Source organism: Duganella sp. 1224, from assembly GCF_013408245.1.
Classification (GTDB): Bacteria; Pseudomonadota; Gammaproteobacteria; order Burkholderiales; family Burkholderiaceae_D; genus Rugamonas.
Map to the genome: position 1 here is coordinate 731092 of NZ_JACBYS010000001.1, position 15225 is coordinate 746316.

Annotated in this window: 15 protein-coding genes; 14 read left to right on the forward strand and 1 reads right to left on the reverse strand. The window is 65.7% G+C overall.

Annotated elements, in window-relative coordinates:
* Positions 1-116: 116 nt before the first annotated feature.
* Genes FHW58_RS03365 through FHW58_RS03375 form a run of 3 tightly spaced genes read left to right on the forward strand, consistent with a single transcriptional unit; the run spans position 117 to position 4104 of the window.
* Positions 117-2369 carry a TonB-dependent receptor gene (locus tag FHW58_RS03365; protein WP_179671641.1) on the forward strand — a complete coding sequence of 751 codons (2253 nt, stop codon included), beginning with the start codon at positions 117-119 and terminating at the stop codon, positions 2367-2369.
* The gene (locus FHW58_RS03370) at positions 2369-3313 is read left to right on the forward strand and encodes a fatty acid desaturase (protein ID WP_179671642.1); all 945 of its coding nucleotides are present in this window, start codon (positions 2369-2371) and stop codon (positions 3311-3313) included. Before FHW58_RS03365 ends, FHW58_RS03370 begins: the two co-directional genes overlap by 1 nt.
* The gene (locus tag FHW58_RS03375; RefSeq protein WP_229265037.1) at positions 3310-4104 is read left to right on the forward strand and encodes a phosphate/phosphite/phosphonate ABC transporter substrate-binding protein; all 795 of its coding nucleotides are present in this window, start codon (positions 3310-3312) and stop codon (positions 4102-4104) included. The genes FHW58_RS03370 and FHW58_RS03375 overlap by 4 nt, the downstream gene beginning before the upstream one ends.
* A 107-nt stretch (positions 4105-4211) precedes the next feature.
* Here FHW58_RS03375 and FHW58_RS03380 read toward each other — a convergent pair whose 3' ends face one another.
* On the reverse strand, positions 4212-5150 hold the full coding sequence (locus tag FHW58_RS03380) for an aliphatic sulfonate ABC transporter substrate-binding protein (protein ID WP_179671643.1): 939 nt from the start codon (positions 5148-5150) through the stop codon (positions 4212-4214).
* 161 nt (positions 5151-5311) lie between these two features.
* On the opposite strand from FHW58_RS03380, the gene FHW58_RS03385 reads away from it, so the two are divergent.
* The 11 genes from FHW58_RS03385 (at position 5312) to FHW58_RS03435 (ending at position 15206) form a co-directional block, all read left to right on the forward strand.
* Positions 5312-6226, forward strand: coding sequence for a LysR family transcriptional regulator (locus FHW58_RS03385; protein ID WP_179671644.1), 915 nt, complete (start codon positions 5312-5314; stop codon positions 6224-6226).
* A gap of 110 nt (positions 6227-6336) precedes the next feature.
* Positions 6337-7113 (forward strand): ABC transporter permease, encoded by a 777-nt coding sequence (locus FHW58_RS03390; RefSeq protein ID WP_229265038.1) that lies wholly within the window; start codon positions 6337-6339, stop codon positions 7111-7113.
* 2 nt (positions 7114-7115) lie between these two features.
* On the forward strand, positions 7116-7955 hold the full coding sequence (locus tag FHW58_RS03395) for an ABC transporter ATP-binding protein (protein ID WP_179671646.1): 840 nt from the start codon (positions 7116-7118) through the stop codon (positions 7953-7955).
* A gap of 4 nt (positions 7956-7959) precedes the next feature.
* Entirely contained in the window at positions 7960-9198 is a 1239-nt protein-coding gene (locus FHW58_RS03400; RefSeq protein ID WP_179671647.1) for an acyl-CoA dehydrogenase family protein, read from the forward strand.
* Complete coding sequence (locus tag FHW58_RS03405; protein ID WP_179671648.1) at positions 9195-10298, forward strand: LLM class flavin-dependent oxidoreductase; 1104 nt, start codon at positions 9195-9197, stop codon at positions 10296-10298. The genes FHW58_RS03400 and FHW58_RS03405 overlap by 4 nt, the downstream gene beginning before the upstream one ends.
* A gap of 14 nt (positions 10299-10312) precedes the next feature.
* The gene (locus tag FHW58_RS03410) at positions 10313-11269 is read left to right on the forward strand and encodes a D-isomer specific 2-hydroxyacid dehydrogenase family protein (RefSeq protein WP_179671649.1); all 957 of its coding nucleotides are present in this window, start codon (positions 10313-10315) and stop codon (positions 11267-11269) included.
* Positions 11270-11284: 15 nt separating this feature from the next.
* Positions 11285-12154 carry a class II aldolase/adducin family protein gene (locus FHW58_RS03415; protein ID WP_179671650.1) on the forward strand — a complete coding sequence of 290 codons (870 nt, stop codon included), beginning with the start codon at positions 11285-11287 and terminating at the stop codon, positions 12152-12154.
* Between the two features lie 13 nt (positions 12155-12167).
* Positions 12168-12968, forward strand: coding sequence for a TonB family protein (locus FHW58_RS03420; RefSeq protein WP_179671651.1), 801 nt, complete (start codon positions 12168-12170; stop codon positions 12966-12968).
* Positions 12969-12980: 12 nt separating this feature from the next.
* Positions 12981-13766 (forward strand): protein TolQ, encoded by a 786-nt coding sequence (tolQ, locus tag FHW58_RS03425; RefSeq protein ID WP_179671652.1) that lies wholly within the window; start codon positions 12981-12983, stop codon positions 13764-13766.
* Positions 13767-13768: 2 nt separating this feature from the next.
* Complete coding sequence (tolR, locus tag FHW58_RS03430; RefSeq protein ID WP_179671653.1) at positions 13769-14191, forward strand: protein TolR; 423 nt, start codon at positions 13769-13771, stop codon at positions 14189-14191.
* Positions 14192-14213: 22 nt separating this feature from the next.
* Positions 14214-15206 (forward strand): ABC transporter substrate-binding protein, encoded by a 993-nt coding sequence (locus FHW58_RS03435; protein ID WP_179671654.1) that lies wholly within the window; start codon positions 14214-14216, stop codon positions 15204-15206.
* Positions 15207-15225 lie beyond the last annotated feature (19 nt).

The following is a 15225-nucleotide window of genomic DNA, read 5'->3' on the forward strand; positions in this document are numbered from 1 at the left end:
ACGCTGTCTCACCTACGCGGCCACGCAAAAATCGCATAAAGAAGCTTGTTTTCATTCGTTTCCTGTTGCGTTAGCGCTGCGTATACTCTGCCCTGTGAAAATTAAAAAGGGTATGGATGAGCAAGCGCATCTATCTGGCCGTCGCCGCCTTGTCGGCCGGCGTCGCCATCGCGGCGGAACCGGACACCGACAATCTCGACAAAGTGGAAGTCACCGCCACGCGGGCCGCCACGGCGGTCGACGTGCAGCAGGTGCCGGCCGCCATTTCGGTGATCAAGCCGGACAGCCTGACCCGCTACGGTCAGGGCAATCTGACCGACATCGCCAACCTGGTGCCGGCCATGTCGGTGCAGGAGCAGGGGCCGGGCGTCAACAACATCACCATGCGCGGGCTGGTGGTGCGCGGCATCGTGCCGTCCGAGGTGCAGGATGCGTCGCTGGTAGCGGTCTACATCGACGACATGCCGGTGACGCTCAAATCCGGCAATCCGGACCTGAAGGTGCTGGACCTGGAGCGGGTGGAAGTGCTGCAAGGGCCGCAGGGGACGCTGTTTGGCGCCGGCGCCATGGCTGGCGCGGTGCGGCAGATCACGCAAAAGCCGGAGCTGAACGATGTCTTTGGCACGGTGGAAGCGGTCGGCTCGCAGACCTCCAAATTCGGCGGGAGCAACCACAACCTGCGCGGCATGGTCAACCTGCCGTTGCAGGATGACGTGGCCGCGCTGCGCCTGACCGCCTATACCGGCAAGGACGCCGGCTATATCCGCAACCGGTACAACGGCGCCATCACCAATGGCGTATCGACCAACCAGGGCAGGGCGGCGCTGCGCATCAAAGCGTCACGCGACCTGGTGATCGACGCCAGCGTGACCGCTTCCAACATCAAGGGCGGCATCAACGACGCTTACGCCGGCCTGGCGCCGTACACCACTTTCGCGCTGATCCCGCAGACCAGCAACGACAACCTGCAGCTGTACAACGTGGGCGTGAATTATGAGCTGGGCGGCGCGCAGCTGGTGTCGTCGACCTCCTACCTGCACCGCGATACGCTGTACGTGACCTCGGCCCAGTATCCGGCCACCGCCTTCATCTTCGGCGGCAAGGACCCGTTGATGAAAGCCGCCTACACCATCGGCAACGCGGTCAAGGACTTCGCCCAGGAATTCCGCCTGAGCTCCAGGGGGGACGGTCCGTTCAAATGGACGGCCGGCGCCTTCTTCGAGGCCGGCAAACGCGACACGCGCCAGGACGAACCGACCGAAGGCTTTGACGCGCGCTTCGCTGCCACCCATAACTTCCCCGGCTATAACTCGCAAACCAACGACCTGGCCTTCAACCCGGACGACTTCTTCTCCGGCCAGCAGAACACCCGGTCGCGCCAGGCCGCGCTGTTTGCCGAAGGGACCTACACCTTGTGGGACAAGCTGGACCTGACGGCCGGCGTGCGGCTGTTTCGCGGCACGCAGGACTTCGACCTGCGCTTCACCGGCCTGTTCGGCAACCTGGTGGGCGCCACGCCCACCGCGCCGGTCGGCCAGCCGGAACTCAGCAACAGCAGCGCCACCTCGCGCGGCGCCAATCCGCGCTTCGCGGCGGCCTACCGTCTCGATCCCGACCACATGCTGTACACGTCGGTGGGCAAGGGCTTCCGCTACGGCGGCAACAATCAGCCGGTGCCGTTCAACTTCTGCGGCGTCAATGCGCCATCGACCTTTGCGCCGGACAGCCTGTGGAACTTCGAGGCCGGCACCAGGAACACGCTGTTTGATCACCGCCTGACGCTGAACGCCAGCGCCTACCTGATCGACTGGAAGGACGTACAGGTATTTAACAAGCTGCCCTGCACCTACTACTTCACGCAAAACGCCGGCAAGATCCGCAGCGAAGGGCTGGAACTGGAGACAGCCTTCAAGATCAGCCGCCGCGCATCGGTGGGACTGAGCGCCGCCTACAACCACGCCTACGCCACCCGCACCGTGGTGACGGGCATCGCCGCGCAGAATATCCCGCAAGGCAGCCGGGTGCCGTACGCGCCGCGCATCGCCGCCACCGTCAACGCCAGCTATTACCTGCCGGTCAACGGTGTCGATGAACTGGGCTTCCTGGCCAGCTATGCGCATCGCGGCAGCGCCTACACCAACTTCGCGGCGGCGCAGGGCAGCTACGAAGAGATTCCAGCCTCGAACACCCTGAATGCGACCGTGACCTACAGGCACGGCGCCTATGAATTCGGCCTGTTCGGCACCAACCTGACCAACGGCGCCAAAGTCAGCGACGTGACGGCGAATACCATCGCCATCCAGCCGGGCAACCTGGTCTACATGGTGCGTCCGCGCACGGTGGGCCTGCGGGTAAAGGCGCGCTTCTGATGCAGGCCTGGATCGACACCGAGCAGCAGCGCGAAGTCGTTGCCGAGCGCACGCGCGCGCTGTGGCGCGGCGAGTGGCCGACCTGGCTGCTGATCGGCGTCATCCACGGCGGCTGGCTGGCCACGCTGGCGTTCTGGCGGCAGATCGGCGCCGTGCCAGCGACGCTGCTGATGATCTGGTGGTGCGCGTGGTATATGTCGCTTCAGCATGAGCTGATCCACGGCCACCCGACACGCTGGCCCTGGGTCAACCGCCTGTTTGGCTACCTGCCGCTGGCGGTATGGTATCCGTACCAGATCTATCGCGAGAGCCACCTGCGGCACCACGACGACTTCAATCTGACCATGCCTGCACTGGACGCGGAAAGCAACTATGTATCGCCGGTTGCATGGACCGCCATGAGCCGTCCGCGCCGCGCGCTGCATTGGCTGAACAAGACATTCTGGGGCCGCATGCTGGCCGGTCCCGCGCTGGCGATTGTCTCCACCTGGGGCGGCGCCGCGAGGCGCATCGTCGCTGGCGACTGGCGCGATGCCGGGGTCTGGCTGCGCCACCTCGCCACGCTGGCCGCGCTGCTGTGGTGGATCGACACCACCTTCGGCGTGTCGGCGGTGTGGTATGTGCTGGCGATCTCCTATCCGGCGCAATCGCTGGCCATGATCCGCTCCTACTACGAGCATCGCCCGGCGGAAGACCACAAGCAGCGCATTGTGCTGAATGACGCCGGCCTGGTGTTCCGTGTCCTGTTCCTGAACAATAACCTGCACCTGGTGCACCACGATCTGCCATCGCTGCCGTGGTATCTGCTGCCGCGCGTGTACCGCGCGCGCAAGGCGGCCTATAATGCGCGCAGCGGCGGCTTCCAGATCAACGGCTACGGGGAACTGATGCGCCGTTATGGATTCCGCCCTATCGACGCCCCTGTGCACCCACGCATGCCATGACCTGGAACGTAGCCCTGCCGATGTATAACGTCTCCCCGCGACTGCGGCGCGAGTACGAATCCTTTGCCGCCAGCCTGCTCGCCCAAGCCGAAGTGACGAATGAAGTCGAGCTGCTGTCGTCAACCGACCTGCCATCCTTCTGGCGGCGCGACGACGTGCTGCTGACGCAAACCTGCGGCTATCCCTACATGACAACGTTGCGGGACAACAGCGCGCTGCTGGCAACGCCGTGCTATGACTTCCCGGGCTGCGAAGGCGCCGACTACGCCAGCGCGATCATCACCCGCACCGGCAGCGACATCCAGTCACTGGCCGACGCGCGCGGCCGCATCGCTGCCGCCAACGACCCACAGTCCAACAGCGGCATGAACGTGCTGCGCCACGCGGTGGCGCCGCTTGCCTGGCATGGACGGTTTTTCGGGGAGGTCAGGTGGACGGGCAGCCACGCCGCAAGCCTGCGCATGGTCAAAGCAGGTGAGGCCGACATCGCCGCCATCGACTGCGTTACCTACGGCTACCTGAAAGAAGAGGATGCGGACAGCGTACACGGGATAACGATCCTGCAATATACCAAGTCAACGCCAGGCCTGCCATTGATCGCCGCGCAAGCGGTGCCGGAAGCGATACGGGAAAGGATGCGCAACGCACTGCTTGACCCTGGTGCGGCATTGCGGGACCACATGCGGCGCCTGCGCATCAGCGGGTTCGAGGCATGCACCAACGCAGACTACGAACGCATCCTGCAACTCGAAGCCACAGCGCTGGCGCTAGGCTACCCCAAGCTAAACTGACTGAGCCACCGCAGCCAACCCCAGAGGATGGGGTCTGACCCCGTACGGGGTCAGACCCCTGTGTGCCGCAGTGCGGGTTGGGCGTATCCAGCACACACCAAAACAACTCACCGCAAGCGCCACAAAGGAATAGCCGTCGCATCCAGCTTGCGCGGCAATAACCCCTCGCCATAGAACGCATCGGCAATGCGCTGCTGTTCGCCCAGGGCGTCCTTCACCACCGGCCGCACATCATAGCTACGGCGGCTGTTCGCCAGCTCCACCGTCGCCGCGTCCAGCCCCCACGCCGGCGCCAGCAACTCCGCCGCCTCCTTCGGCGACTGCTTGACCCACTTGCCTGCCTTGCGCAAGGCCTCGAACACCACCGGCAACACCTCCGGGTGCGCCGCCGCATACGCGCTCGAAGCCAGATAGTAGCGCTGATAATCCGCCAGCTGCCGGCCATCGGCCAGAATGCGCACCTGCGACTGCCGCTGCACGCCGGCCAGATAAGGATCCCACGTCACCCAAGCCGCCACCGCGCCACGCTCGAACGCCGCGCGGCCATCGGCCGGTGTCAGATAAGCCGGCTCGATGTCCTTGAACCGCAGGCCCGCCTTGTCCAGCGCGGAAATCAGCAGATAATGCGCGCCGGCCGCCTTGGTCACCGCCACTTTCTTGCCCTTCAACTCCGCGACGCTGGTGATCGGCGAATCAGCCCGCACCACAATCGCCTGCGCGGAAGGCGAGGGCGCTTCCTGCGCAAAGTACGTCAGCTGCGCGCCGGCCGCCTGCGCGAACACCGGCACCGTATCCGCCAGATCCGCGCTCAGATCGACGCCGCCCACATTCAAGGCCTCCAACAACGGCAGGCCGCTGGAGAATTCATGCCACGTCACCTTGACGCCCAGCTGCGCCAGATCCTGCTCCAGCTGACCGCGGACCTTGAGCACCGTCAGCAGCGTGGACGATTTCTGATAGCCGATGCGCAGCGTGGATGGCGCCTTCTGCGCCAGGGCCGCAAACGGCAGCATCGATAATAGCGACAGCAAAGTACGACGATGCATACATCCTCCTGAAGATAGTTATCTCCCGATGGTACGCCGTCACCGCAAGCGGCAAAACGAATGCTTTCAACTTTGCATATAGCGCCGACGGATATCAGGCATGCGCCCTTGGCCCGCGGATTATGCTGTTAAGATGACGCATGGCTTTTTCTGACAACGATATGAAAATAGATGACATCAGCGCCTTCGTGGCCGTGGTGCGCAACCAGTCGGTGAGCGCGGCGGCCGAGGCCCTGGGCCTGACCCAGTCCGCCATCACCCGGCGCGTGCAGAATCTGGAACAGGCGCTGGGCGTCGAACTGCTGGACCGCAGCGTCAAGCCGCCCAAGCCCAGCGCCATGGGCCGCCAGGTGTTCGAGCAGGCGGGCAAGGTGCTGCAGGAGGTTGACCGCCTGCGCGCCTTGGTGCAGGCGGACCACGCGCCCACCGGCGTATTCCGCATCGGCGTGATTCAGACCATCGGCGACGTGGTGCTGCTCGATACGCTGCAAAAGCTGAACCGTACCTTCAAGGAGCTGCACACCGAGGTGTCGTGCGGTTGGGGTTCGCAGTTGGTGGAGCGGGTGGCCAACGCGGAGATCGACGCGGCCATTGCGCTGTTCCCCGCGACGAAAGTGCTGCCGGATGGGCTCAGTGGCCGCGCGCTGGGCCGCATCGAGCTGGTGGTGGTGGCAAAAAAGGAGACGATGCCGAAGCGGAGTTACAAGCTGCGCGACATCTTCAATACCGGCTGGGTGCTCAATCCGGACGGCTGCGGTTTCCGCGCCGGCCTGGCGCGGGCGCTGGCGGAGCAGGGTTTGTCGTTCAAGATCAACCTGGAGACCTTCGGCACCGACCTGCAGCTTGGGCTGGCGGCCAGCGGCATCGGGCTCGGATTGATGCCGCGTCCTATCCTGGAGCGCAGCCGGCACCGCTCGCACCTCGACATCGTCAACGTTTCGGATTTCAGGCCGGTGCTGGATATCTGGCTGGTGCAGCCCTTGCAGCCAGGCCCGGTGCAGCATGCGATCGACTTCTTCGCCAACGCGGTGGAGCATGCGTTTGCCGAGTCGCCGCTGAAGGTTGTCGCAAGATGAGTAGTCAGGATTATTCCTGAAAATCATATATCCATACTCGAAACGATTAGTTTTATCATAATCATTTGCTCCCTATACTAGCCTCAACAGCTTGAATAGGGATGCAAAAAATGTCGGTTTCAACGCTCCACCTTCCCATCTTCCGCCGCGCGATAGGCCCGCTGGTGCTGGCGGCGTTGTGGGAAGCCGCCTCCCGCAGCGGCGTGCTGCCGGAACGCATCCTGGCCGCGCCAACCCAGATCTTCACCACCCTCGGCGAGTTGATCGCCTCCGGCGAAATGGGCAGCAATGTGCTGGTGTCGCTGCAGCGTGTACTGATCGGCATGGCCGTGTCGCTGCCGCTGGGGACCGCGCTGGCGCTGATCGCCGGCCTGTCGCGCCAGGGCGAGGTGGCGGTGGATTCCAGCATGCAGATGGCGCGCACCATTCCCTTCCTTGGCCTGGTGCCGCTGTTCATCCTGTGGTTCGGCATCGGCGAATTCACCAAGATCGTGCTGATCGCCTATGCCACCACCTTTCCGATGTATCTGTCGCTGTACAGCGGTATTCGCGGCGTGGATTCGAAGCTGGTGGAAGCAGCGCGCCTGTTTGGCCTCAGCTACCCGCAGCAGATCCTGCACGTGATCCTGCCCGGCGCCTTGCCGTCCTTCCTGATTGGTCTGCGCTACTCGCTGGGCGTGAGCTGGCTGTCGCTGGTGGTGGTGGAGCAGATCAACGCCACGGCGGGCCTGGGCTACCTGATCAACAACGCCCGCGACTTCATGCGCACCGATGTCATCGTCGTCTGTCTGATCGTCTACAGCCTGCTGGGCCTCGCCACCGACCTGCTGGTGCGCGGCATCGAACACTACGCGCTGGCCTGGCGTCCGACCTTCATCAAGGATTAAGCATGCACAGTCTGACTTTGAATCCCCCACGCCAGAAGGCACAGCGCGACGATGCGCCGGCGCTGCCGCGCAGCCCCGTGCAGGCGCGCCAGTTGAGCAAGCGTTTCGGTGCCAACACCATCCTCGACAAGCTGGATCTGGAGATCCGCACCGGTGAATTCGTCGCGCTGCTGGGCCGCAGCGGTTCCGGCAAAACGACGCTGCTGCGCGCACTGGCGGGGCTGGACCGCATCAGCTCCGGCACGCTGGACGTGCCGCAGGCCCGCGCCGCCGTGTTCCAGGAGCCGCGCCTGATGCCGTGGAAGCGCGCCTGGCGCAACGTCACGCTCGGCCTGAAGATCGACCAGCCGCGCGAACGCGCCCGCGCCGCGCTGGCAGAAGTGGGGCTGGCGCAGCGCGAAAACGCGTGGCCATCGACGCTGTCCGGCGGCGAAGCGCAGCGCGTGGCGCTGGCCCGGGCGCTGGTGCGCGAACCGCAACTGCTGTTGCTGGACGAGCCGTTCGCGGCCTTGGACGCGCTGACCCGCATCCGCATGCACCAGCTGATCCTGTCGCTGTGGCGCCAGCACCGCCCGTCTGTGCTGCTGGTGACGCACGACGTCGACGAAGCCGTGCTGCTGGCGGACCGCGTGCTGGTGCTGGAGAAGGGCAGCATCGCCGCCGACATCGCCATTACCCAGCAGCGTCCGCGCAGCGCCGAGTCGCCGCAATTCCAGAAAGTGCGCGCGCAGTTGCTGCAACTGCTGGGCGTCGACATCGAAGCGCCGGCCGCCACGCCGCTGGAAGCGTCGGCGCCCACGCCCGTCGTCACGCCGTTCAACTTCAGTAACTTCTCGATCTGACACCATGACTTCCGTCCTCCGCCTGCCCGTCGCGGCACACAGTCACCAGCTGGATAGCCCGGAATTCGCCGCGCTGCTGGACGCGCTGACCGCCGAATTTGCCGCCACCGCCGAACAGCACGACCGCGATGGCAGCTTCCCGCACCGGAATTTCGAACGCCTGCACGAACTGGGCCTGCTAGGCCTGACCGTGCCGCGCGCGCAGGGCGGCCTGGGTGCCAATCTGGCGCAGACCACGCGCGTGATCGCCGCCGTGGCGCGCGGCGAGCCGTCCACCGCGCTGGTGCTGACCATGCAGTACCTGCACCATGCGTCGGGAAGGGGCGCGAGGTGGCCGCAGCATCTGCTGCAGCGTGTGAACGAAGAGACGCTGCGTGACGGTGCCCTGATCAACGCCTTGCGCGTGGAGCCGGAACTGGGCACGCCGGCGCGCGGCGGCCTGCCGGGCACCGTGGCGCGCCGCACGCCGCAGGGCTGGCGTATCAGCGGCCGCAAGATCTATTCGACCGGCATCCCGCGCCTGACCTGGCTGGCCGTGTGGGCACGCAGCGATGATGCGGAGCCGCTGGTCGGCAGTTGGCTGGTGCGGCGCGACACGCCCGGCATCACCGTCAACGAAACCTGGGACCATCTCGGCATGCGCGCGACCGGCAGCCACGAAGTGGTGTTTGACGACGTGCTGGTGCCGCCGGATCACGCGGTGGACGTTGCGCCAGCCAGTGCCGCGCCCGAGCTGGATGCCTCGCTGCTGCTGTGGATGTCGGTGCTGCTGGGCGCCATCTACGATGCCGTGGCCCGCAACGCGCGCGACTGGCTGGCCGACTGGCTGGAAGACCGCGTGCCGGCCAACCTTGGCGCGCCCCTATCCAGCCTGCCGCGCTTCCAGGAGGCGCTGGGTCAGCTGGACGCCTGGCTGTTCTCCAACCGCGTTCTGCTGGACGCCGCCGCCCATGGCGCGGTGCCGGCGCCGGACGCCTTCCGCATCAAGTATCTGGTGACGAACACCGCCATCCAGGTGGTCGAGAAGGCGATTGAGCTGAGCGGCAATCCGGGTCTGTCGCGCGCCAATCCGCTGCAGCGCCACTACCGCGATGTGCTGTGCAGCCGCATTCACACGCCGCAGAACGACACCATCCTGATCAACAGCGGGCGCGCCGCTTTTGCCGCGCGTGCCGCCGCCAGAAAAACCTCTCCCGCCGGCGTGGCCGGTATTTCAACCATCACTGCAAAGGACGCATCATGAGTATCGAGTTTATCGGCTTTAGCGCCACCCAGGAAACGTCGGAAACCTTGCTGCCGCAAGGCCCAGTCGTCAACAAGAGCTTCCTCGGCGCGGTGGCGCGGGCGCACGAATATGCGGGCTTCGACCGCGTGCTGGTGGCGCACAGCAGCGCCTCGGTGGACGGCTTCCAGGTCGCGTCCTACATCGCCTCGCAGACCGGCAAGCTGGGCATCCTGCTGGCGCATCGCCCCGGCTTTGTGGCGCCGACGCTGGCGGCGCGCCAGTTTGCCACGCTGGACCACTTCAGCGATGGCCGGCTGGCGGTCCACGTCATCAGCGGCGGCGACGACACCGAGCAGCAGCGCGACGGTGACTTCCTCAATCACGACCAGCGTTACGCGCGCACCGACGAGTACCTGGACGTGGTGAAAAAGACCTGGACTTCGGACGGCCCGTTCGACCACGATGGCCCGCTGTACCACCTGAAAGGCCAGAACGCCGGCGTACGCCCTGTGCGCAACCAGCATATTCCGGTCTATTTCGGCGGATCTTCCGACGCCGCGATCGAGGTCGCCGGCAAGCACGCGGACGTGTACGCGTTGTGGGGCGAGTCGCTGGCGCAGGTGGCGGACACCATCGCCCGCGTGCGCGCCGCCGCGGCAAGGCACGGCCGCGCTGACAAGATCCGTTTCAGCCTGTCGCTGCGTCCGGTGCTGGCGGAAACGGAGGAAAAAGCCTGGGCCAAGGCCGACGCGATCCTGGCTGCCGCCACCGAGCGTGTCAAGCAGAACGTCCACTTCAACAAGCGTCCACAGGACCCGCAAAACACCGGCTCGAAGCGATTGCTGGAAACGGCCGCGCAAGGCAAGGTGGTGGACGAGCGCCTGTGGACCGGCATCGCCGCGCTGACCAAGGCGTCCGGCAATTCCACTGGCCTGGTCGGCACACCGGAGCAGGTGCGGGACGCCCTGATCAAGTATTGGGAACTGGGCGTGACCACCTTCCTGATCCGTGGCTTCGACCCTATCCAGGACGCGTTGCAATACGGCCGTGAGCTGATTCCGCTGGTGCGCGCGGCCATCGCCGAACGCGAGGCGCAGGATCAGCGTCTCGCGGCCTGAGCACGGAGCGGGCGATGAGCGCAGTGAAGAATGATCTGATCGTGGCCAGCCAGTTCGACCCCAAGGTCAACGCGCTGCTGGCCACGCGCACCGGCCTGGCGGTGCGCGACGTGGCGCCCGGCCCGCTGACCGCGCTGCCGCCGGGCGCGGACGTGCTGTTTGCCTTGCCCGCGCCCAAGGGCCAGTCGCTGCTGGACGTGCCGGCGCCGCGTGGCTGGAGCGACGTGCGGTGGGTGCAACTGGCATCCGTGGGCATCGACTATTACCCCGGCTGGCTGTTTGACGGCCCGGTGGTCACGTCGGCGCGCGGCACGGCGTCGATCGCCATTGCCGAATACGTGCTGGCGGCGATCTTCACCGCCGCCAAGCGCATCCCGGAAATCTGGCTGGAGCAGGCCAGCGACTGGCGCCGCATCCAGCTTGGGCTGGTGCAGGGCACGACGCTTGGCTTGTATGGCTTTGGCTCGATCGGCCAGGCACTGGCCCGGCGCGCGCTGGCACTGGGCATCAAGGTGGTGGCGCTGCGCCGTTCGGAAGCACCGTTCGAGGTGGATGGAGTGGAGCGCGTGGCCTCCCTGGAGGAACTGGTGCGGCGCTCCGACCACCTGGTGCTGGCCGCGCCGTCCACGCCGGAGACGCGCCACGCGATCGGCCGCGCGTCGCTGGCGCACGCCCGGCCGCATCTTCACCTGATCAACATCGCGCGCGGCAACCTGGTCGACCATCAGGCCTTGCTGGACGCGCTGAACGAAGGCCGTATCGCGCTGGCGACGCTGGACGTGACCGATCCCGAGCCGCTGCCGGCCGGGCACGCGTTCTACGGCCACCCCCGCGTGCGGTTGTCGCCGCATATTTCCCCCAGCACCGACCAGATCGTGCCCGCGCTGATCGACAAGTTTGTACTGAACCTGGACCGCTTCCGCAGCGGACAACCACTGGCCGACGTGGTGGATACCGCGCGCGGCTACTGATATGAGGATCACCCAATGAGCAGCTCTGCACCCCTGTATTCCGCGCCGCTGTCGCGGCCCCATTTGCGCGCGGTCGGCAAGCAGTATCCGCGTCCCGCCATCTACAGCGCGCCGCGCGACGAGAAGGGCGGCATCATCTTCGCCCAGCCGCCGGAGCCGGACGGCATCGAGGAACGCCGCCGCCACCGCAAGGAGCGGCTGGCCGTGTCGTTCCGCCTGTTTGCGCGCTACGGCTTCGACATGGGTGGCGCCGGCCACATCACGGCGCGCGATCCCGAGTTCCCGGACCATTTCTGGGTCAATCCGGCGGGCGTGTACTTCGGCCACGTGCGCGTGTCGGACCTGCTGCTGGTCAGCCATGAGGGCAAGGTGGTGCAGGGCGACGGACTGCTGAACCGCGCGGCGTTTGCGATCCACTCGGAACTGCACAAGGCGCGCCCGGACGTCATCGCCGCCGCACACTCGCATGGCTTGTACGGCAAGGCGTTTGCGGCGCAGGGCCGCCTGCTCGATCCGCTGACGCAGGACGCGTGCGCGTTCTATGAGGACCACGCGATTTTCCAGGATTTCAGCGGCGTGGTGCTGGATGCCAGCGAGGGTCAGCGCATCGCCGGCACGCTGGGCCCGCGCAAGGCGGTAATCCTGCAGAACCACGGCCTGCTGACCGTGGGCGCGTCGGTGGAGTCCGCGGTATGGCGCTACATCGCGTTCGAGAACGCGGCGCAGGCGCAGTTGCTGTCGGAAGCGGCCGGCCCGGTCAAGCCGATTCCGCACGATGTGGCGCTGCATACCTCCAAGCAGATGGGTTCAGAGGCCGGCGGCTGGTTCAGTTTCCAGCCGCTGTGGGACGTGATTACCCGCGAAGAGCCGGATTTGTTCGACTGACAGGAGAGCCATCATGACCAGCGCCACGCTATCGTTGAAGGATAACTTCGCCGACCCAGGCACCCAGCAGGCCGCCGTGCCGGGCGCGGGCTATGCCACGTCGTACCTGGAGGACGGCGGCGGCCAGCACTGGCTGCGCCGCCCCGGCGCCCTCGCCACGGTGGCGCTGCATGGCGCGGCGCTACTGGCGGTGTGGAGTTGGTCCGCCACCATCACCAGGCCGGCGGTGACGCCGCCAGTGATCGAGTTGATCCGCATCGCACCGGAGCCAAAGCGGGAAATTACGCCGCCAAAGCCGGAGCCGGTGAAGGAAAAGCAGCTGGCACTGGCGCCGCCCAAACCTGTGGCGCCACCGCTGCCGGTGCCGAAAACCGTTGAAGCGCCGGCCGCGCAGGCGGAAAGCTACACGCCGCCGGCGCCGCCGGTGCACGCCGCCCCACCGGGCCCGGTGACGCCGCCGCAAGCGCAGGCCGCGCCCGCGCAGCCAGCGCCGCAGGCCGCCGCCGCGCCCAGGCAGATCAGCACCGAGGGCATCCCGACCGATTACGTCAACCAGGTGTATGCCCGCATCAACCGCAACGCGGACTACCCGCGCGAAGCGAAGATGCGCCGCCAGCAGGGCAAAGTCGGCTACCGCCTGACGCTGAATCCCGATGGTTCGCTGCTGTCCTTCGATATCCAGTCGTCCGGCGTGGAAGCGCTGGACGAGGCGGCGCGCGACGCTATCCGCCGCGCCGCGCCTTTCCCGCGCCTGCCCGACCTGGGTGGCAGCAGCTATCTGCTGGCCGGGAACATCGTCTTTAAAATTAACTAACAAGGAATCGCCATGAGTGCTACCCAAGCCGCTGCCCATCTGACGCCGCTGGAACTGTTCGAGCAGGCCGATGTCATCGTCAAATCCATCCTCGTCCTGCTGACACTGGCCTCGCTGGTGAGCTGGGGCGTCATCATCGACAAGCTGCTGCGCTTCGCCAGGCTGCGCCGCAACGCCATCCGCTGGACCTCGGCGCTGGCGGGACAGCGCTCGCTTGGCAGGCTGGCGCAGGAACTGAAGCAGCACGCGCAAGATCCCTTTGCACGCATCTATCACGCCATTGTCGACGAATGGCACACTACCCACCGTCAACAACTGCACCAGAGCACGTCGGGCCGCGACAGCCTGAAAGAGCGCATTAACCGTGTCGGCCAGATCGCCAGCAACGTGGAAGTGGAGCAGTTGCAGCGTGGCCTGTCGGTACTGGCCACCGTGGGATCGGTGGCGCCGTTCGTCGGCCTGTTCGGCACCGTGTGGGGCATCATGAACGCCTTCCAGGGCATCGCCGCCAGCAACAACACCAGTCTGGCCGTGGTGGCGCCGGGCATCGCGGAGGCCTTGTTTGCCACCGCGCTTGGGCTGGTGGCGGCGATTCCCGCCGTGGTGGCGTACAACCGCGCATCGGGCGACCTGAATCACTACGCCGGCCGCCTTTCCACGCTGGTCGGCCTGGTGGAGGTGCAGTTATCGCGCCAGCTGGAGGCAGGGGACTCGCAACTGGACAACGTGGAGGTGGCGCCGGCCAAGGCGGAACGCGCTAGCCACAACGTCACGCCGCTGTCGGCGCAGGGAGCCTGATCATGGGCGTACGACTCTCTTCCGGTCCGGCGGCGCGGCCGGCGCCCGTCAGCGACATCAACGTGACGCCGCTGGTGGACGTGATGCTGGTGCTGCTGATCGTGTTCATGGTGGCGGCGCCGATGATGACGGCCGGCGTCAAGGTCGACCTGCCCACCTCCAACGCCAAGCCGCTGCAGGAGCCCAAGCCGCCGATCGTCGTCAGTATCGATGCCGAAGGCACGGTGTACGTCAACCAGACGGCATCCACGCCTGACACGCTGCTGCCGCTGATGCAGAAGGAAGCGGAGGGCGACAAGGAGCGCCGTATCCACTTGCGCGGCGACCAGGCGCTGGCTTATGGCCGCATCGTCAAGACCATGGGCGCCCTCAATGATGCCGGTTACGCCCGCATCGCGCTGGTGTCGGAACAGCACACGCAATAACTCACTCAATAAAGGTTGGAGCATGGATTCGAGGACTTCGAAGGGCGGCGCTCGCCGTCAATTCCTGAGAAAGGGCGCGGCGCTGGCCGCATTGGTGGGCGGTTGGAGCAACGTCACCCGCGCCACGGCGGTGCAGTTGCGCGACACCACGCTGCGCGTCGGCACCTACAAGGGCGGCGACAGTTACTACTTTACCGAAGCGGGCGTGGACAACATTCCCTACAAGACCAATGTGGCGGAATTCTCGGGCGGGAATCTGATTGTGGAAGCCATGTCTTCCGGTTCGCTGGACTTTGGCGGCATGAGCGAGATCCCGCCGATTTTCGCCGCTGCCGGTGGCGCGCCGCTGAAAGTCATCGCCGTGCTGCGCGGTGACGTGAATAACCAGGTCGTGCTGGTGCCGAAGAATTCGGCCATCACCGATCCGGCCCAGTTCAAGGGCAAGCGGATCGGCTATGTGCGGTCCACCACGTCGCACTATTTTTTAATCCAGCTGCTGAAGGAGAACGGCCTCACGTTCAAGAACATCCAGCCGGTGGCGCTGCCGCCGCAGGACGGGCTGGCGGCTTTCAAGAGCGGGCAACTGGACGCCTGGGTCATCTACGGACTGGTGGTGGAATTCGCCAGGAGCCAGGGCGCGCGCGTGCTGCGCACGGCGAAGGGCTACCTGTCCGGTAATTATGTCATCAGCGCCACCACGCAGGCGATTGCCGATCCGCTCAAGCACCAGGCGGTGGGCGACTATCTGCAGCGCGTGGCCCGGGTCTACGACTGGATCAATCGCAATCCGGACAAGTGGGCCGCGCGCAGCGGCCAGATCGCCGGCGTGCCGCCGCAATTCTTCCTCAACCAGGTGAAGAACCGCAGCGAACCATACAAGTTGATACCGGTCGACGACGCGGCCATCAAATCACAACAGAAAGTCGCGGACGTGTTTGCGGATGCCGGCCTGCTGGGCCGCCGCGTCGATGTGCGTCCGATCTGGGATCGCAGTTTTACACAGTATCTGAGCTGATAAAAACGAGAGGAAAAAA

Coding starts and splice junctions, on each gene's coding strand:
- FHW58_RS03435 (WP_179671654.1), top strand. CDS start 14,214: ATGGATTCGAGGACTTCGAAGGGCGGCGCTCGCCGTCAATTCCTGAGA.
- FHW58_RS03365 (WP_179671641.1), top strand. CDS start 117: ATGAGCAAGCGCATCTATCTGGCCGTCGCCGCCTTGTCGGCCGGCGTC.
- FHW58_RS03390 (WP_229265038.1), top strand. CDS start 6,337: ATGTCGGTTTCAACGCTCCACCTTCCCATCTTCCGCCGCGCGATAGGC.
- FHW58_RS03380 (WP_179671643.1), bottom strand. CDS start 5,150: ATGCATCGTCGTACTTTGCTGTCGCTATTATCGATGCTGCCGTTTGCG.
- tolQ (WP_179671652.1), top strand. CDS start 12,981: ATGAGTGCTACCCAAGCCGCTGCCCATCTGACGCCGCTGGAACTGTTC.
- tolR (WP_179671653.1), top strand. CDS start 13,769: ATGGGCGTACGACTCTCTTCCGGTCCGGCGGCGCGGCCGGCGCCCGTC.
- FHW58_RS03375 (WP_229265037.1), top strand. CDS start 3,310: ATGACCTGGAACGTAGCCCTGCCGATGTATAACGTCTCCCCGCGACTG.
- FHW58_RS03385 (WP_179671644.1), top strand. CDS start 5,312: ATGAAAATAGATGACATCAGCGCCTTCGTGGCCGTGGTGCGCAACCAG.
- FHW58_RS03420 (WP_179671651.1), top strand. CDS start 12,168: ATGACCAGCGCCACGCTATCGTTGAAGGATAACTTCGCCGACCCAGGC.
- FHW58_RS03395 (WP_179671646.1), top strand. CDS start 7,116: ATGCACAGTCTGACTTTGAATCCCCCACGCCAGAAGGCACAGCGCGAC.
- FHW58_RS03415 (WP_179671650.1), top strand. CDS start 11,285: ATGAGCAGCTCTGCACCCCTGTATTCCGCGCCGCTGTCGCGGCCCCAT.
- FHW58_RS03370 (WP_179671642.1), top strand. CDS start 2,369: ATGCAGGCCTGGATCGACACCGAGCAGCAGCGCGAAGTCGTTGCCGAG.
- FHW58_RS03400 (WP_179671647.1), top strand. CDS start 7,960: ATGACTTCCGTCCTCCGCCTGCCCGTCGCGGCACACAGTCACCAGCTG.
- FHW58_RS03410 (WP_179671649.1), top strand. CDS start 10,313: ATGAGCGCAGTGAAGAATGATCTGATCGTGGCCAGCCAGTTCGACCCC.
- FHW58_RS03405 (WP_179671648.1), top strand. CDS start 9,195: ATGAGTATCGAGTTTATCGGCTTTAGCGCCACCCAGGAAACGTCGGAA.